Below are 17,883 nucleotides of genomic sequence, written 5' to 3'. Positions count from 1 at the left end.
GCCACCCACCGGCCCCGCGGGTCGAGCCGGATGACCGGACGTCGAGCCGCGCCACAGCACGGCTCAACGTCCGCTGGAGGGGCTCAACCCCCTCGGCGGGCAGCCGCGCGGTAGGCGCCGCCGGTGCCGGGGGTGCCGGCCGGGCGGTGCGCGCGCTCGACCTGGACGTGCTCCTCGTGCCGGGCGAACACCACGGTCCCGACGAGGAACAGGCCGGACAGGATCAGCACGACGGCGGTGAAGGCGTTGGCGAACGGGATCTCCACCCCGATCAGGGTGAGCCCGCCGAGCCCGACCAGGACGAGCGCGGCGAGCACGGCACCGAGGGCACGCCACGGGCTGCGCCCGACCTCCTCGATGCCCTCCTGCGCCTTCTCCTTGGCGTAGTCCAGCGGCTTCCGCGCCCAGGAGAAGCGGGTGGCGAGCACCGCCAGCCCCGCGGCGACGAGCACGAAGCCCGGGCCCGGCAGCACGAGGAGGGCGATGCCGGCGAGGGTCAGCAGGCCACCGAGGACGGCGACGACGACGGTCTTCACCGTCCGGTCGTGCCCCATCCGATGGCGGGCCACGCCTACCCGGGTCAGCCGGCCCGGCGGCGCAGCCCGCGCAGGGTGCGGACGGCGACGAGCAGTTCGGCGAGCTCGTGCCGTTCCCCGGTCGCCAGCTCCTCCAGCTGCGCCGCCGCCCGCTGCTGGGCGACGTCCCATGCGTCGGCCCACCGGCCGACCAGCGCGTCCGCGGGCTCGTCGCCGGACTGGCGCAGGCCCAGCACGTCGGCGGTGAGCGTGGCCTGCTCGGCGGCGAGGTCGTCGCGCAGCGAGGTGCGGGCGATGGAGTCCCAGCGCCGGTTGCGGGGCAGCGCGGTGACCAGCTCCCGCAGCGGCACCAGCCCCAGCCGTTCCCCCAGGCACTGGGCCACCTGGGCGGCCAGCGCGATCGGCGCCCCCGTCGCCTCGGCGACCACCGCGAGGTCCAGCGCCGCCGGCAGCAGCGGCGCGACGGCCACCTCGGCGGCCAGCTCGGCGGACACCCCGTCGGCGTGCAGGGCGGCGGCCCGCTCGGCGTAGCCGGCGGCGTCGGCGCCCAGCAGCCACCCGGGCAGCCCCGCGCAGACCTCCGCGACCGGCCCGGCGAACCGGTCGACGACCTCCTGCAGCGACGGCGCCGGCTCCGCGGTCAGCCCGGGCAGCCGGAGCAGCCAGCGGGTGGCCCGCTCGGCCAGCCGGGTCGCCTCGGTGCGGACGTGCACCTGGGTGGCCGCGGGCACCCGGTTGTCCAGCTGCCGGGGCGCGTCCCACAGCCGGTCGACGTCGAAGACGGCCCGGGCGACGGCGTGGGCCCGGACCACCGCGGACAGCGGCGCGCCGGTCTCCTCGGCCAGCCGGAACACACCCGTGACGCCGGCGACGTTCACCGTGCGGTTGGTGAGCGCGGTCGCCACGATCTCCCGGCGCAGCGGGTGGTCGGCGATCGCGGCGGCGAACCGGCTCCGCAGCGGGCGGGGGAAGTAGTCCGACAGCAGCCCGGCCAGCGCCGGGTCGTCGGGCAGCCCCGAGGCGAGCACCGCGTCGCCGGCCTCGATCTTGGCGTAGGCCAGCAGCACGGACAGCTCGGGGCCGGTGAGCGCCAGCCCGTCGCGGCGGCGCTCGGTGATCGCCCGGTCGTCGGGCAGGAACTCCACCGCCCGGTCCAGCCGGCCGGCGCGCTCCAGCCAGCGCAGATAGCGCTGGTGGGCGTCCAGCAGGCCGCGGGCGGCGGCCGCCTCGCCGGCCAGCGTGGCGTTCTGCGCGTGGTTGTCGGTGAGCACGGCGGCCGCGACCTCGTCGGTCATCTCGGCCAGCAGCCGTGCCCGCCCCCCGGCGTCCAGCAGGCCCTCGTCGACCACGCGGTTCAGCGCGATCTTGATGTTGACCTCCCGGTCGGAGGTGTCCACCCCGGCGGAGTTGTCGATGGCGTCGGTGTTCAGCCGCCCGCCGGTCAGCGCGTACTCGATCCGGCCGCGCTGGGTCAGGCCGAGGTTGCCGCCCTCCCCCACGACCCGCACCCGCAGCCGGCCGCCGTCCACCCGGACGGCGTCGTTGGCCTTGTCGCCGACGTCGGCGGCGCTCTCCGTGGCGGCCTTCACGTAGGTGCCGATGCCACCGTTGAAGAGCAGGTCGACCGGGGCGAGCAGCACCGCGCGGACCAGCTCCACCGGGCTGAGCGACTCGATGCCCGGAGCCAGGCCCAGCGCGTGGCGCATCGGGGCGGAGACCGGCACCGTCTTCGCCGTCCGCGGCCACACCCCACCGCCCGGGCTGATCAGCGACCGGTCGTAGTCCGCCCAGGAGGACCGGGGCAGGGCGAACAGCCGCTGCCGCTCGGCGAAGGACGCGGCGGCGTCCGGCGTCGGGTCGACGAAGACGTGCCGGTGGTCGAAGGCGGCGACCAGCCGCAGGTGCTCCGACAGCAGCATGCCGTTGCCGAAGACGTCGCCGGACATGTCGCCGATGCCGACGACGGTGACCTCCTGGCTCTGCACGTCGACGCCGAGCTCGCGGAAGTGCCGGGTGACCGACTCCCAGGCGCCCCGGGCGGTGATGCCCATGGCCTTGTGGTCGTAGCCGACCGAGCCGCCGGAGGCGAAGGCGTCGCCCAGCCAGTAGCCGCGCTCGATCGCCACGGCGTTGGCCAGGTCGGAGAAGGTCGCCGTCCCCTTGTCGGCCGCGACCACCAGGTAGGTGTCGTCGCCGTCGTGCCGGACCACCCGCTCGGGTGGGACGACCTCGCCGGGGGCCACCCCGTCCGAGCTGTAGTTGTCGGTGAGCGAGAGCAGGGCGCCGATGAACAGCCGGTAGCAGGCCTCCCCCTCGGCCAGCACGTCGTCGCGCGAGGCGGGCCGGGTGGGATCGGGACCGGCCGGCGGCCGGAGGGGGACGAACCCGCCCTTGGCGCCCGTGGGCACGATGACGGTGTTCTTCACCGTCTGCGCCTTGACCAGGCCGAGCACCTCGGTGCGCAGGTCCTCGCGGCGGTCGCTCCAGCGCAGCCCACCCCGGGCGACGGCGCCGAAGCGCAGGTGCACCCCGAGCACCCGCGGCGAGCTGACCCAGACCTCCCGGGCCGGCCGCGGCTCGGGCAGGTCGGGGACGCCGGTCGGGTCGAGCTTCAGCGCCAGCGGCGCACGGCCGGCGACGACGTCGGCGGTGTAGGCGGTGGTGCGCAGGGTCGCCCGCACGGCGGCGAGCAGCGCGGTGAGCACCCGGTCGGCGTCCAGCGAGGCCACCTCGCCGATCGCCTCGGTCAGCGAGCCGACCAGCGCCTCGGTGCGGGCCTCCCGCCCGGCCGCGCGGTCGGGGGAGAAGCGGGTCTCGAAGAGCGCGACCAGCCGGGCGACGACGCCGGGGTGGGCGGCGAGGGTCTGCTGGACGTAGCCCTGCCCGAAGGGCAGCCCACCCTGGCGCAGCCACTGCACGTAGGCGCGCAGCACCGCCACCTGGCGCCAGGTGAGCCCGGCGCGCAGCACCAGCGCGTTGAGCCCGTCGTCCTCGGTGCGACCGGCCCAGACCGCGGTGACCGCGTCGGTGAACCGCTCCGGCAGCGTGCCGGCGAAGGGCACCTCGTCGGTCGGGGAGGCGAGCCCGAAGTCGTAGACCCAGGCCAGCGGGGCACCGATCCGGTCGATCTCGTAGGGCCGCTCGTCGAGGACGTCGACGCCCATGTGCTGCAGCACCGGCAGGACGTCGGACAGCAGCAGCCGGTCCCCCACCCGGTAGATCGTCAGCCGCCGTTCCCCCTCGGCCGGGTCACGGGGGGCCCGCAACCGCAGGTCCATCTCGCCGGGCCCGAGCCGGTCCAGCCGGGCCAGGTCGTCGACGGCGACCGCGGCCGGGAAGTCCTCCTGGTAGGCGGCGGGGAAGGCGTCGGCGACCCGGGCGAGCATCCGCGGCGCGTCGTCGCCGTGGCGGGCGGCCAGCGCGTCGGCCAGGTCGTCGGTCCAGCTGCGGGCGGCGCCGGCCAGCGCCGCCTCCAGGGCCGGCACGTCGACGTCGGGCAGCCGGGGCAGCCCGCGCCGGCTGACCGGCACCCGCACGACGAAGTGCAGCCGGGTGAGCACCGACTCGCTGGACCGGACGGTGAACTCCACCGTCGTGCCGCCCAGGTGCTCCAGCAGCAGCTGCTGCATCGCCAGCCGGACGGCGGTGGTGTAGCGGTCGCGGGGCAGGTAGACCAGCGCGGAGAAGAACCGGCCGAACGGGTCGCGGCGCAGGAACAGCCGGGTCTGCCGGCGCTCGCGCAGGTGCAGCACGGCCAGGGCGACCGGCAGCAGCTCGTCGACGTCGACCTGGAGCAGCTCGTCGCGCGGGTAGCTCTCCAGGACGTCGAGCAGCTCCTTGCCGGAGTGGCTGTCGGCCGGGACGCCGGAGCCGGCGAGGACGGCCTCGGCGGTGCGGCGCACCAGCGGCACGTCGCGGACGCTGCTGGCGTAGGCCTCGGTGGGGAACAGGCCGACCAGCAGGTGCTGGCGTGCCCGGCTGCCGGGGGTGTCGCTGGGCAGGTCGACGACGACGAGGTCCAGCCAGGCCGGGCGCTGCACGGTCGACCGGGCGTCGCCCTTGGTGACCAACACCCGGTGGCCGGTGCCGCCGCGGGCGGCCAGCGCGGCCGGGGCGACGGAGGTGGCCCGGTCCGGGGAGCTGCGCAGCACGCCGAGCTCCGAGCCGGGCACCACCTCCGGGGTCGCGTCCTCCCCCATCAGCTCCACGGTGCGGGCGCCGAGGAAGAGGAACGTGCCGTCGGCCAGCCAGCGCAGCAGGGCGGCGGCCTCGGCCGGGTCGTCGGCGGGGTGCCCGGCAGGGGCGTCGGCCGGGGCACCGTCGGTGGGGTCGTCGGGAAGCCGGTCCAGGGCGTCGGCCACCTGGCGGGCGCGGTCGGCCAGCGCCACGGCGTCCTCGTGGGCCCGCCGGACGTCGGCGAGCACGCCGGCCAACCCCGCGACCAGGTCGGCGGCGGCCTCGTCGTCGACCTGGCCGGCGAGCACCACGGCCATCCACGACTCGGCGGTCGCGCCGGCCCCGCAGGCGGCGGCATCGGCGCTGTCGCAGAACTCGGTCAGCTCACCGTCGGGGTCCCGGCGGACCACGACGACCGGGTGGACGACGTGCTCCACGGCCACGCCCTGGCGGACGACCTCCGCGGTGACCGAGTCGACCAGGTAGGGCATGTCGTCCACGACCACCCGCAGCACGGCCCGCCCCCCGGCGGTGCGGTGGACGTCGACGGTGGCGGTGCCCGCCGGCCGGGTGGCGGCCAGCCGGAGGTGGGCCACGGCGAGCGCCGCGAGGTCGGCGGGGTCGTGCCCGACGATCTCGGCGGCCGGCTCACCGGCGTAAAAGCGGTGCAGCAGGGCCGCGGCGTCGACCGGGCCGAGCGGGGCCTGACCGGCCGTCGGCTGCGCGGTCGCGAGCTGCCCGCCGGCGGTCTCGGCCGCCCGGTCGAGCAGGCGGCGCTTCTCCTCCTGGGCGGCCTCGAGGGCGGCCATGTCGGCGCCCACGTCGGAGGAGGAGCCGCGGCGGACCATGTCCGGCCACGCTAGTGGCCGCCGCCCCGGGCCGCACCTACACCGGCGAGCCCGGCGCGGCACGCCGGGGAGCTCAGCCGGCGCGGACCTTCAGCGGCAGGATCAGCTCGGCGATCCAGCTGAACAGGGCGATCAGGAAGCCGCCGACGAGCGCCGCCCAGAAGGTCTCCACGCTGAACCGGTCGGAGATCAGCGCGGTCAGCCCGAGCATGGCGGCGTTGATCACCAGCAGGAACAACCCGAGCGTCAGGATCACGAACGGCAGCGCGAGCAGCCGGACGATCGGCCCCACGATGGAGTTGACCAGCGCGAACAGCAGCGCCACCCAGAGGTACGTGCCGGTCTCGCCGAAGAACCCGGTGGGGTTGCCGATCACCTCGATCCCGTCGACGAGCCGGGTGACTGCGTAGATGATCGCCGCGAGCACGACGACACGGACGGCGAACTTCCCGATCGTTGCCACGTCGGCACGCTAGCGCCCGCGGCTCGACGCCAGGCCCTCTTCCGCCGTCTAGTGCAGTCTCGCGTCTGTCGTAGAGGAGTGCAGAGACCGGCAGGCGGCACACTGGGTGGACCATGACCGAACAGGCCCGACGCCGCCGCGTGCCGGCGCCCGCTGCCGGACGTGCCGCGCTGCTGGTCGTGCTGCTGCTGCTCGGCGCCGGCCTCGCCGTCGCCGTCGACGTGCCCGGGGTGGGTGAGGTGCGCGGCTGGCTGGACCACGCCGGCCCCGCCGGGTGGGCGGGCCTGCTCGCCGGTTCGGCGCTGGCCACGCTGGCCCCTGTGCCGCGGACGGCGCTGTCGGTGCTGGCCGGGGTGCTCGCCGGGTTCTGGGGCGGCCTCGCCCTGGCGCTGACCAGTGGTGTGCTCGGCGCCCTCGCCGGCTTCACCCTGGCCCGGCTGCTGGGCCGTGAGGCGGTCACCCGGCTCGCCGGCCCACGGCTGGCCCGGGCCGACGCGCTGCTCACCGACCGCGGCACGGTCGCGGTGCTGGTCGCCCGGCTGACGCCCGTGCTGCCGTTCACCCTGGTCAGCTACGCCGGGGGCCTGTCCGGGATGAGGCTGCGCGACCACCTCCTCGGCTCGGCGATCGGGCTCACGCCGGGCACCGTGCTGCACGTCGCGGTGGGGGCCAGCGTGGGCGCGGCCGGCCTGGGCGACGGCCGGACCCTGCTGCTGGCCCTCGTGCCGCTGTCCCTGGCGCTCGTCGTCCTGACCTGCGCCCACTGGTGGCGGCGCCGGGGCGCGGCGACCGGCCGCCCGGAGCCGGCAGGCCCGGCTCTCCCGCCGTCTATCACTCTCTAGCGCACACACGAGAGATCGGAAGACAGTGCTCGTCACCTCGACTCCCCCCTCTCGGCGCCCGACCATTCGAACACACGTTCGACCTGTCTGCTAGTCTCGGTGTCACCGGAGGTCGACGGCTCTGTCCTCGTCTGGTCGCGTCTAGTGATCGGGCTAGACACCTGCAGACGACGGTCGAGTCACTGCAGCATGCCCTCGTCTATCGGTTTCTACCGCTCCGTCTATACGAGGCCATAGGGTGCTCGACATGGACCCGGTGCGGAACCCGTACGCCCCCGGCGCCGGCCAGCGCCCACCCGAGCTGGCCGGGCGGGACACCGAGCTCTCCGCCTTCGACGTCGTCCTCGAGCGGATCGCGCACGGCCGACCGGAGCGGTCGCTCGTGCTCACCGGGCTGCGCGGGGTCGGGAAGACGGTGCTGCTCAACCAGCTGCGTTCGGCGGCGATCAGCCGCGGCTGGGGCACCGGGAAGATCGAGGCGCGGCCCGACCAGTCGCTGCGCCGGCCGGTCTCCTCGGCGCTGCACATGGCGCTGCGCGAGCTGCGGCACCCCGACCAGGAGTCCATGGAGGCGGTGCTCGGGGTGCTCAAGGCGTTCGCCCTCCGCGGGTCGGACGCCTCGGCCAAGGTGCGCGAGCGCTGGCAGCCCGGGATCGACGCCCCCGCCACCAGTGGCCGGGCCGACTCCGGGGACATGGAGATCGACCTCGTCGAGCTGCTCAGCGACGCCGCCGGCCTGGCCGCCGACGTCGGCAAGGGCATCGCGCTGTTCATCGACGAGATGCAGGACGTGCAGGCGCCCGACGTGTCGGCGATCTGCGCGGCCTGCCACGAGCTGTCCCAGCAGGGGGCGCCGCTGATCGTCGTCGGGGCGGGGCTCCCCCACCTGCCCGCCGTGCTGTCGGCGTCCAAGAGCTACTCCGAGCGGCTCTTCCGCTACCTGCGGATCGACCGGCTCGACCGGCCCGCCGCCGACCGGGCGCTGCTGGCCCCCGCCGAGCGGGAGGACGTCACCTTCGAGCCCGAGGCGCTCGACGCCCTCTACGCCGCCGCCGACGGCTACCCCTACTTCGTGCAGGCCTACGGCAAGGTCACCTGGGACGTCGCCGCCTCCTCCCCCGTCACTGCCGCCGACGTCGCCATGGCCGCCCCGGCCGCCGAGGCCGAACTCGCCGTCGGCTTCTTCGGCTCCCGCTACGACCGCGCCACCCCGGCCGAACGCGAGTACATGCACGCGATGGCCGAGCTCGGCGGGCCGCAGGGCAACCCGGTCGCCACGGCGGAGGTGGCCTCCACGCTGGGCCGCAAGCCGGCCTCGCTCTCCCCCGCCCGCGACTCGCTGATCAAGAAGGGCCTGGTCTACTCCGCCGAGCGCGGGCAGATCGCCTTCACCGTGCCGCACTTCGGGCGCTACCTGCTCAGCCACGCCGACTGATGGGGCTCACCGGGCCTGACGGCGGACGCGGCAGGACGCCGTTCCACGTGCAACCAGCCGCTCACCGGGGCAGGGTGATCACATGAGCGCGACCGGGAGCAGCAGGTACGACGTCCGCACCCCTGAGGAGATCACCGTCCCGGTGGCCGGCGGTGACCTGGCCGCGCTGTACTGGGCCGCCGACGCGCCCGCCGCTCCCCTGGTGGTGCTCCTGCACGGGATCACCTCCAACGCGGCGACCTGGACGACGGTGGCCGCCGCGCTGGCCGGCGAGTGCGAGGTCGTCGCCCCCGACCTGCGCGGACGAGCCGGGAGCGCGCGCCTGCCCGGCCCCTACGGCCTGTCCGCGCACGCCGCCGACGTCACCGCGCTGCTGGACCGGTTCGGCGCGGACGGAGCGGCCGGTGCAGACGCCACGGTGCTGGTCGGGCACTCGATGGGCGGCTTCGTCGCCACCCTGGCCACCGCCGGCCAGGCCCGCGACCTCGTGCACGGCCTGGTGCTCGTCGACGGCGGCCTCCCCTTCGCCGTCCCTCCGGCCGCCGACACCGACGACATGCTGGCCGCCTTCCTCGGCCCGACGCTGGAGCGGCTGGACCGACCCTTCGCCGACCTCGCCGCCGTCCGCGCCTTCTGGGCCGACCACCCGGTCATCGGCCGGTGGGTCGACGACCCCACGGTGGGGGCCTTCCTCGCCCGTGACCTGACCGGTGAGCCGCCGGAGCTGCGCAGCTCGGTGGTGCACGAGGCGGTCCGGGTCGACGGCGCGGACATGTTCCGCAACCAGGCGGTGCTGGAGACGACCACGGACCTGCCGGTGCCGGCCACCGTGCTGTGGGCCACCCGCGGCATGAACGGCGAGGTGCCCGGCCTCTACGACGAGGTGCGGCTGGCCGGGATGAACCTCTCCGACGCGCACGTCCGCGCCCGCGAGGTGCCCGGCACCGACCACGACTCGATCATCTGGTCGGCCGACGGGGTGGCCGCGATCGCCGAGGCGGTCCGGTCGGCCGCAGCAGCGGACCGCTGACCCGGGTCAGTCCGGCGGGGGGACGGCGGCCGCCAGTGCCCGCGGTGCCGCCGCCGGGCGCGGCGCGTCCACCGGGTGGCAGCGCACCGCCAGCACCGCGACGTCGTCCTCGGCGCCGTCGGCCAGCAGCTCCCCCAGCAGCCGGTCGCAGAGCCGCTCCAGCGGCTCCCCCGCCAGCCGGGACGCCACCGCGCGCAGCCGGTCCCGGCCGGCGTCCAGGTCGCTGGTCCGCCGCTCGAACAGGCCGTCGGTGAACAACAGCAGGGTGCTGCCCGGTGGCAGTGCGGTGACCCCCTCGCCGCGGGCGCCGTCCAGCCCCAGGCCCAGCGGCGGGCCCACCGGCGCGTCGAGGTCGGTCACCGTGCCGTCGGGGAGCACCAGCACCGGCATCGGGTGCCCGGCGACGGCCCAGCGCAGCCGGCGCACGCCGGCGGCCCGGTCGGCGTCGTCGGTCTCGATCCGGGCGACCAGCGCGGTGGCCAGGGAGGCGACGCCCAGGCCGACGACGGCCCGGTCGACCCGCCGCAGCACCTCCCCCGGGCCGGTCTGCCGGTCGTAGGCGATGGCCCGCACCAGGGTGCGCAGCTCGGCCATCGTCGCGGCCGCCTCCAGGTCGTGGCCCATCACGTCGCCGATGACCAGGACGGTCGCGCCGTCGGGCTGGAGGAAGGAGTCGTACCAGTCACCGCCGATGGAGACGTCCCGGGCCGCCGGCCGGTAGCGGACCGCCAGCTCCAGGGCGTCGGGCTGCACGGGCGGGGACAGCAGGCTGCGCTGCAGCCGCTCGGCCACCCGGGTCTGCGCCGTCGCCAGCCGGGCGTTGTCCAGGGCCAGCCCGGCCCGCCGGGACATGATGTCGGCGGTGCGCAGCTCCGCGTCGGTGAAGGCACCCCGCTCCGGACCGGTGACGAGGGTGACGGCGCCGAACAGCTCGCCCCGCGCGATCAGCGGGAACGTCGCCACCGAGTGCACCCGCAGCGGCGCCAGGGCCTCCCGGGCCGCCGGGGTGGTCATCGCCACCACCTGCTGGGCCTCGATCCCCTGGATGACCACCGGCCGGCCGTCGCGCAGCGCGGTGGGCACCGGCGCGGTCGCCTGGTTGGTGCGGGCGCGCAGGTCGGCGTACCGGTGCACGTGCGGCAGCATGGCCGGGTCGCGGTGGGCACGTCCGACGTCCCGGCGGACGCCGTCCTCGACCACGCTGACCAGGCACCAGTCGGCCAGCGCCGGCACGATCAGCTCCGCGAGGCGCTGCACCGCCTCGCCGGCGTCCAGCGTCGCGGTCATCGCCTGGCTGACGTCGCCGAGCAGCATGAGGTGCCGGCCGGCCAGCTCGGCGGCGTGCGCGGCCGCGGCGGCTCGCTCGGCCTCCTCCTCGCGGGCCGCGACCGCCTCGGCCCGGGCCTGCTCCGCCGCCCGCCGCTCGGTCACGTCGTCGTAGGTGACCACGAGCCCGCCGGCAGTGCGGAAGGCGTCCACCCGGAACCAGGTGCGCAGCGGCGGGTACCAGGCCTCGAAGCCGACCGGCTCACCGGTGCGTGCCACGTGCTCGTAGTGCCGCGCGAACTCGCTGCCGACGCCCTCCGGGAACTCCGCCCAGATCACCCGGCCCACCAGGTGCTCGACCCGCCGCTGCAGCAACCGGGCGCCGGCCGGGTTGACGTAGCTGAACCGCCACTCGTCGTCCAGCGCGAACAGCGGCCGGGGCATCGCGTCGACCGCCCGCGCTAGCAGGTCCGCCGGCGGCGCGGAGCCGTCCGGGCTCATGGCGGCCACTCTGCCCCATGGCAGGGACATCGCCGTACCGCCCGCCGGGAATCCGCCCGGCACGTCCCTCCAGCGGGTGACGAACGACGGGACCGGGGGAGCGCGGCCCGTCGTCGGTGACGGCTGCGCTCCCCCGGTCCCGGGGTCGTGCTGGGTTCGCGGGAGGGTCAGTGCGCCATCACGATGGACAGCGAGCCCGACCCGTAGCCCGCGACGTCGACCGTGAGGTCGATGCGGTTGAACGCCGCCGCCAGCCCGGCGATGTCCCCGGGGATCGACTCCCCGGGTGCGTGCAGCGTGTGCAGCTTCGAGTGGTTGACGCCCTCGCCGTTGAACATCGAGGCGGCGATGTTCACCACCTCGTACAGCGCCTCGAGGTGCATCGGGTAGAGCTCGCCCTCGTCGATCGCGTCCTCCAGGCCGCCCTTGGGCAGCAGCGCGAGGGCGCCGGCGAGCCAGGCCCCGAGCCGGAGGTCGACCAGGCACAGCGCGGTGGTGGCCATGGTCGGGTCGATGTAGACGGCGACGGCGGGCTTGTCGTTCAGCGACACCGGGTCCCCGGGGGAGACCACGACGGCCTTGCCGAAGAGGCCCTCGAGCATGTCGCGGACGTCCTTGGCGGTGGGCAGCGTGGCCGGCTGGAGGGCGGCCGTCATGCGATCACCCCGTCCAGCGCGTCCTTGAAGGTGTCCTCGTTGAACGGCTTGGCGATGAGGAAGAGGGCGCCGGCGTTGGCCGCCTTCTCCCGCATCTCCGGGGACCCCTCGGAGGTCACGAAGCCGAAGGGCACCTGCGACCCGGAGGCGCGCAGCGCCTCGAGGCACTCGATGCCGGTCATGTTGGGCATGTTCCAGTCGGAGAGGACGAGGTCGGGCTTGTCGGACCCGATCTTGGCCAGGCACTGCTGCCCGTCCTCGGCCTCGATGATGTCGTGGTCGTCGTACCCCGCCTGGCGCAGGGTGCGGATCACGATCTGCCGCATGACACGGCTGTCGTCGGTCACCAGGATCTTCACTGCTGCGGCACCTCGTTCCGCTCGGTGTCCGGCGCCGTGGAGGCGCCCTGGACGGTGATGGTCAGGGACTGGCCGCGCCACTGGCCGTTGACGCGGCAGACGTCGTCGAGCCGCCCGGTGGGCGGTGCGGCGCCGGTCTGGGGGAGCCCGAGGCTGGAGGGCCCGGGCAGGACGGACTTGATGTTGCCGCCGAGCACGTTCGCCAGTTCGCCCAGCGCGTCCTGGACGTCCTCCTCCTCGACGAGGGTCGGCGGGCGGAGCATGAGCACGCTCTCGGTGAGCGCCTCGGCGGTCTCGGTGTCGCAGGTGAGGACGACGGCGCCGTTCCACGGACCGGTGATCGTCACCCAGGCGCTGACCGGCTCGAGCGGCGGAGGGGCCGGGACGGGGATGAAGACCTCGCCGTCGCCGACCAGGGACGGCCAGACCTCGTCGGCGATGCTCTGCACGGTCCGCGCGTCGAGCAACGCGGAGATCGGCTGAGCACTCGAGAGCTGGGCCAGCTCGGGTGAGGCGGTCATGCGGGGGCACCTTCCGGGAGCAGGCCGAGCAGCGCCAGCTTGTCGCGGAGCGCATCGGCGGTGAACGGCTTGATCAGGTACTCGTGCGCCCCGGCGGCGAGGGCCTTGACGATCTGCCCGTGCTCGCTCTCGGTGGTGACCATCATCAGCGTCACCTGGCGGTGGGCCGGGTTCACGCGCACGGCGAGGACGAACTGCAGCCCGTCCATCACCGGCATGTTCCAGTCGATGCAGCAGATGTCCGGCACGTAGCCGGACTCCAGGACGTCGAGGGCCTGGCGGCCGTCGCCGGCCTCCCGCACCTCCTCGAAGCCGAGATCGGTCAGGATGCTGCCGACGATGCGCCTCATGGCGCGGGAGTCGTCGATCACGAGAGCTCGCACGGTCAGGACCCCTTCCGCGGGCGGTAGGCGGAGCCGCGGCCCATGACGACCCGCTCCCAGTTGTCATCGACCCCGAGGGTCGTCTCGGCCGCGCCCAGGAACAGCCACCCGTCGGGTCGCATGAGCTGGCGGACGCGGTTCAAGATCCCCTGCTTGGTGGGCAGGTCGAAGTAGATGAGGACGTTGCGCAGGTAGACCACGTCGAACGGGCCCATCCGGGGCAGCGGCGCGGCGAGGTTGCACTCGCTCGCGGTCACCATCCGGCGCAGCTCGGGCGCGATCTCCCACTCGTTGCCGGCCCGGGTGAAGTGCCGGACGAGCATCGGCGCCGGCAGCCCGCGGTTGACCTCGAGCTGGCTGAACCGGCCGGCGCGGGTGCGCTCGACCATCTCCCGGGAGAGGTCGGTCGCGGTGATCGACACCCGGCTGGTCGCGTTCGGCAGCGCGTCGGACAGCAGCATCGCGATCGTGTAGGCCTCCTGCCCGCTGGAGCAGGCGGCCGACCAGATCTGCAGGCGCTCGTTGGGCCCGCGGGCGGCGAGCAGCTGCGGCAGGACCGTGCCGGTCAGCGCGGTGAACGGGTCACCGTCCCGGAACCAGGAGGTCTCGTTGGTGGTGAGCGCCTCGACGATCCGCCGGGTCGTGGCCGGGTCCGGGCGGTTGCGGACGGACTCGACGAGCTCGCTGACGCCGGAGAGGCCGCGCTGCTGCGCCATGGGCAGCAACCGGGCCTCCACCAGGTACTCCTTGCCCGGCTGCAGCACGATGGCGCTCTCCCGGTGCACCAGCTGGCGCACCCAGTCGAAGCTGGTGGCGGTGAGCGTCATCGCGTGCCTCCCATGGTCGTGAGGGGGCGAACGGTGCCGCCCATCGGGCGGGGGTGGGGGAGCAGGCGGGTGATCGCCTCGGCGACCCTGCCCAACGGCAGGACCTCGTCGGCGTAGCCGGCCTGGGTCACCGCACCGGGCATGCCCCAGACCACCGAGGTGGCCTGGTCCTGGGCGACGACGGTGCCGCCGGCCTCACGGATCTGACCGGCACCGATCCGGCCGTCGGAGCCCATGCCGGTGAGCACGACACCGAGGACGGCGCCGTCGTAGGCGGCGACCGCGGAGCGGAAGAGCACGTCGACCGCGGGGCGGCAGAAGTTCTCCGGCGGCCCCTGGTTCAGCGCCGTGCGCTTGTTGCCGCCGCTGGAGCTGACGGTGAGGTGGTGGTCGCCCGGGGCGATGTGCACCGTGCCGGGCGCCAGCGGGGTGCCGTCGACGGCCTCCACGACGCGTAGCGGGCACAGCCGGTCCAGCCGCTGCGCGAACTGCCGGGTGAAGACCGGCGGCATGTGCTGCACGAGCAGCACGGGCACGGGCAGGGACGCCGGCAGCAGCGGCAGCACCTTGGTCAGCGCCTCCGGGCCACCGGTCGAGGAGCCGATCACCAGGACGGCGGGCTCCTTGGCGGCGCGGGTCCGCGGGGCCGGCGGCCGGGGGGCCACCGCAGCCGGGGCGGGCGCGGCGGCCGGGCCGGAGCTGATCGGCCGCCCGGTGAGCGCCTTGATCTTGGGGATGAGCTGCTGGCGCACGCTCTCCATCGACTGCGCGACGCTGCCGACGTTCGCCGGCTTGGTCACGTACTCGTTCGCACCGGCGGACAGCGCGTCCAGGGTGGCCGAGGCGCCTCGCTCGGTGAGCGTGCTGAACATGATGATCGGCACCCGGCTGAACGCCTGGCCACCGGCGCGGCTGCGGATGGCCCGCACCGCCTCGATGCCGTTCATGTCCGGCATCTCGATGTCCATCGTGACCAGGTCGGGCTTCAGCTGCTCGAGCTTCGCCACCGCGATCCGGCCGTTCGCAGCCGTACCGACGACCTGGATCATCGGGTCCTCGGAGAGGACGTCCGTCACGATCTTGCGGACGACGACCGAGTCGTCGACCACCATGACCTTGATCTGCTCCACGCGCTCCCCCGCTGCCGATGTACCGGCCAGGTGGGCCGCACACAACGTTCATCGGCATCCGCTGGCTTCTCTTGAGCGCAGCGGCGGGACGAGCTGAGGACTACCCCGCGAGGGGGAGCGACCTCCCGGTCACCATCGCCCACGGCGCACCGAGGACGGCCATCGACTCCTCGTCGAGGAGGTCGGACATGGCCAGGCCCTGCACGCACCCGGCCAGCGCGTTCCACACGCCCTCGGCGCCGTCGCGGGAGGTGAAGCCGCTCTCGACGAAGGCGGTGACCGCCGTCAGCTGCGCCGCGGCGAGGGTGCGGGTGCGGCCGGACACGTGGGCGGCCCAGGACGCGCCGTGCATGGCGGCGGCCCACGGCCGCCGCTGGCCCCGGCCGACCTCGACCGCGAGCCGCCAGCGCCGGCGACCGGCCTCGCCGAGCTCGCGGACCTCGCCGAGCAGCTCGGCCAGCCCGGCGGTCGCCGGGCCGAGATCAGGGCGCGGGGCGGGCTCCAGGGCGGTGGCGGCGGCACAGGGGGCGGTGAGCTCCTGCCGAACCGGACGGTCGAGGGCCTCGGCGGCCCACCAGCCGGTGGCGGCGTCGGCCAGCACGTCGGCGGCGACGGCGGCCACCGCCGGGTCGAGGTCGGCGACCACCGGGTGCTCGGCGCCGAGGACGTCGTCGCGGACGAGCCGCTCCAGCGCCGGGGTGTTGCCGATCGTGCCCCGCTCGAGCAGCGCCACGAGGCGGGCGTTGCGCTCGCCGCCCTCGTCGGCCCCGCCGGGGACGCTGCCGGGGACGTTGCCGGGGACGTCGCGCAGCTGGGGCACGCCGGCCGCGGCCAGCTCGTGCGCCCGCCGGGCACGGACGGCCATCTCGGCGCGCTCGGCGGCCGGCCGCCCGGCGCCCGGGTGCGCCGCGGCCAGGCGGTGCAGGGTGGCCGCGTCGGCGCCCAGACCGGTCAGCAGCACGTCGGCCACCTGACCGCCGGCGGGCAGGCGGACCAGGTCGAAGCCGAGAGTGGCCGCGCTGACCAGTGAGTAGGGCACGTCGCCTCCTGTGGAAGTGGTGCACCCATCGTGGGGGCGGCGTGGGCAGTGCGCCACGCGGCCGTCACCCGGTCGCGCGACAGCGACCTGACGCCAGCTGCGCGTTCGCCTCACTCGGTCAGGAGGTGGTGACAGCCCGTGAACCGGCCGTCACCCGGACGATGACCGGCCCCGGACACGGCAGCGGCCGCCGCCCTCCGTCAGGGAGGGCGGCGGCCGCTGGGTCCGGGTCCGCCGTCAGTAGGTGAACCGGGCCACCGTGGTGCGCAGGTCGCTGGCCATCCGGGACAGCTCGTCGACCGCCATCCGCGTCTGACCCAGCGCCTGCGTGGTCGAGGACGCCGCGGTGGAGACCCCGGTGATGTTCGCCGCGATCTCCGTCGACCCACCGGCGGCCTCCTGCACCGACCGGGACATCTCCTGCGTCGTCGCCGTCTGCTCCTCCACCGCCGAGGCGATCGTCAGCTGGAAGTCGTTGATCGAGCCGATGACCTCGGAGATGCGGCCGATGGCAGCGACGGCGCCGGAGGTGTCGCCCTGGATCGCCTCCACCCGGCGGGCGATGTCCTCGGTCGCCCGCGCCGTCTCCTGCGCCAGCTCCTTCACCTCGTTCGCCACCACCGCGAACCCCTTGCCCGCCTCCCCGGCCCGCGCCGCCTCGATCGTGGCGTTGAGCGCCAGCAGGTTCGTCTGCTCCGCGATCGAGGTGATCACCTTCACCACCGCGCCGATCTCCTGGCTCGACGTGCCCAGCTTGGTGATCGTCTCCGTCGTCGACTGCGCCTCGGTCACCGCCTGCGCCGCCACCCGCGCCGCCTCGTTCGCGTTCTGGCTGATCTCCCGGATCGAGGCACCCATCTCCTCCGCACCCGCCGCCACCGTGCCCACGTTCCGGGACACCTCCTCCGCCGCCGAGGAGACCACCCCGGACTGCGCCGACGTCTCCTCCGCCGACGACGCGATCTGCGCCGACGACGCCGACAGCTCCTCCGACGACGCCGCCACCGCATCCGCCGACACCGCCACCGAGGCCAGCACCGACCGCAGGCTCTCCTGCGCAGCGTCCAGCGCGGCGGCCATCCGGCCGACGTCGTCCCGCTGGGCGACGCCCGTCCCCTGGGTCAGGTCGCCCTCTGCCAGCCGCTCGGCGGAGTGCCGGACGCGCGCCAGTGCGCCGCTGATCGACCGGGCGGTGAACACCCCGAGGCCGAGCGCGAGGACGCTGCCGACGGCCACCAGCACGAGGAGCCAGGTGCGGGTCGAGGAGTAGGCATCCGCCGCGGCGTCCGCGCTGTCGGAGGCGATCGACGCCTGGAGGTCGGCGAGCCCCTGCAGCTCGGCGACGATCTGCTCGCTGAGCGGCGCCACCTGGTTGGTGCGCAGGTCGATGAACTCCGGGGACTGCGCCTTGCCCGCCGCGCCCAGCGCGTCGAGCTGCTCACCGAGCTCGATGTAGCGGTCGATGTCGGCGAGCGACGCGTCCAGCGCCGCCTGCACCTCGGGGGTCGGCGAGGTCTCGGTGCGCAGCCGTTCACCGGCGTCGGCCAGGGCGGCCCGGGCCTCGTCCCGCTGGACGATGTACCGCTGCTTGGCGGCCGCGTCGGCCGAGTAGGTGGCGTTGGTCGAGGCGAACCGGCTGCCGAGGAACTGGAAACGGATCTCCTGGGCCAGCTGGCCCCCCAGCACGTTCTGCCGGTGCATGTCGGCGGTGCGGTCGGCCGACGTGGACAGGGCACTGAGCCCCACCAGCCCGGTGACGACGGCGACGAGAACGGCCACGGTCACCGCCATGGTGATCTTCGTGGTGACGGCGAGGTCCCGGAATCGGATTCCGGTGGACGGCCTCTGCATCTCTGTCACTGCCTTTCCTG

The 17,883-nt window shown here is 74.9% G+C and carries 15 protein-coding genes; 3 read left to right on the top strand and 12 right to left on the bottom strand.

Annotation, left to right across the window (positions count from 1 at the left end):
- Window positions 1–83: 83 nt before the first annotated feature.
- From ACI783_RS05015 to ACI783_RS05005, 3 genes are all read right to left on the bottom strand, one after another.
- A complete protein-coding gene (locus tag ACI783_RS05015) occupies window positions 84–536 on the bottom strand; it encodes a PGPGW domain-containing protein (protein ID WP_457139418.1) in 453 nt (150 codons plus the stop codon).
- 44 nt (window positions 537–580) lie between these two features.
- Window positions 581–5,560, bottom strand: coding sequence for an NAD-glutamate dehydrogenase (locus tag ACI783_RS05010; protein WP_457139417.1), 4,980 nt, complete (start codon window positions 5,558–5,560; stop codon window positions 581–583).
- Between the two features lie 73 nt (window positions 5,561–5,633).
- Window positions 5,634–6,023: a phage holin family protein gene (locus ACI783_RS05005; RefSeq protein ID WP_457139416.1), complete on the bottom strand. Its 390-nt coding sequence runs from the start codon at window positions 6,021–6,023 to the stop codon at window positions 5,634–5,636.
- 113 nt (window positions 6,024–6,136) lie between these two features.
- On the opposite strand from ACI783_RS05005, the gene ACI783_RS05000 reads away from it, so the two are divergent.
- The 3 genes from ACI783_RS05000 to ACI783_RS04990 all read left to right on the top strand — a co-directional run bounded on the left by ACI783_RS05000 (window position 6,137) and on the right by ACI783_RS04990 (window position 9,330).
- On the top strand, window positions 6,137–6,865 hold the full coding sequence (locus ACI783_RS05000) for a TVP38/TMEM64 family protein (RefSeq protein WP_457139415.1): 729 nt from the start codon (window positions 6,137–6,139) through the stop codon (window positions 6,863–6,865).
- Window positions 6,866–7,112: 247 nt separating this feature from the next.
- Window positions 7,113–8,300 (top strand): AAA family ATPase, encoded by a 1,188-nt coding sequence (locus ACI783_RS04995; protein WP_457139414.1) that lies wholly within the window; start codon window positions 7,113–7,115, stop codon window positions 8,298–8,300.
- Window positions 8,301–8,382: 82 nt separating this feature from the next.
- Complete coding sequence (locus tag ACI783_RS04990) at window positions 8,383–9,330, top strand: alpha/beta fold hydrolase (protein ID WP_457139413.1); 948 nt, start codon at window positions 8,383–8,385, stop codon at window positions 9,328–9,330.
- 6 nt (window positions 9,331–9,336) lie between these two features.
- Here ACI783_RS04990 and ACI783_RS04985 read toward each other — a convergent pair whose 3' ends face one another.
- The 9 genes from ACI783_RS04985 to ACI783_RS04945 form a co-directional block, all read right to left on the bottom strand.
- Complete coding sequence (locus ACI783_RS04985) at window positions 9,337–11,097, bottom strand: SpoIIE family protein phosphatase (RefSeq protein WP_457139412.1); 1,761 nt, start codon at window positions 11,095–11,097, stop codon at window positions 9,337–9,339.
- Window positions 11,098–11,264: 167 nt separating this feature from the next.
- Complete coding sequence (locus ACI783_RS04980) at window positions 11,265–11,753, bottom strand: hypothetical protein (protein WP_457139411.1); 489 nt, start codon at window positions 11,751–11,753, stop codon at window positions 11,265–11,267.
- Window positions 11,750–12,112, bottom strand: coding sequence for a response regulator (locus tag ACI783_RS04975; RefSeq protein ID WP_457085105.1), 363 nt, complete (start codon window positions 12,110–12,112; stop codon window positions 11,750–11,752). The genes ACI783_RS04980 and ACI783_RS04975 overlap by 4 nt, the downstream gene beginning before the upstream one ends.
- Window positions 12,109–12,633: a chemotaxis protein CheX gene (locus tag ACI783_RS04970; RefSeq protein ID WP_457139410.1), complete on the bottom strand. Its 525-nt coding sequence runs from the start codon at window positions 12,631–12,633 to the stop codon at window positions 12,109–12,111. Before ACI783_RS04970 ends, ACI783_RS04975 begins: the two co-directional genes overlap by 4 nt.
- Window positions 12,630–13,016 carry a response regulator gene (locus tag ACI783_RS04965; RefSeq protein WP_457139409.1) on the bottom strand — a complete coding sequence of 129 codons (387 nt, stop codon included), beginning with the start codon at window positions 13,014–13,016 and terminating at the stop codon, window positions 12,630–12,632. Before ACI783_RS04965 ends, ACI783_RS04970 begins: the two co-directional genes overlap by 4 nt.
- A gap of 2 nt (window positions 13,017–13,018) precedes the next feature.
- The gene (locus tag ACI783_RS04960; protein ID WP_457085102.1) at window positions 13,019–13,843 is read right to left on the bottom strand and encodes a CheR family methyltransferase; all 825 of its coding nucleotides are present in this window, start codon (window positions 13,841–13,843) and stop codon (window positions 13,019–13,021) included.
- Window positions 13,840–14,973, bottom strand: a complete 1,134-nt coding sequence (locus tag ACI783_RS04955; protein WP_457139408.1) for a protein-glutamate methylesterase/protein-glutamine glutaminase — start codon at window positions 14,971–14,973, stop codon at window positions 13,840–13,842. The genes ACI783_RS04960 and ACI783_RS04955 overlap by 4 nt, the downstream gene beginning before the upstream one ends.
- A 100-nt stretch (window positions 14,974–15,073) precedes the next feature.
- Window positions 15,074–16,012, bottom strand: coding sequence for a hypothetical protein (locus ACI783_RS04950; RefSeq protein WP_457139407.1), 939 nt, complete (start codon window positions 16,010–16,012; stop codon window positions 15,074–15,076).
- A 237-nt stretch (window positions 16,013–16,249) separates the two neighbouring features.
- On the bottom strand, window positions 16,250–17,863 hold the full coding sequence (locus ACI783_RS04945; RefSeq protein WP_457139406.1) for a methyl-accepting chemotaxis protein: 1,614 nt from the start codon (window positions 17,861–17,863) through the stop codon (window positions 16,250–16,252).
- Window positions 17,864–17,883: the final 20 nt, after the last annotated feature.

The sequence above is a fragment of the Modestobacter sp. SYSU DS0511 genome, from assembly GCF_054050755.1.
The sequence above is the reverse complement of the archived record's forward strand: the minus strand, read 5'-3'. Positions and strand labels throughout refer to the sequence as shown.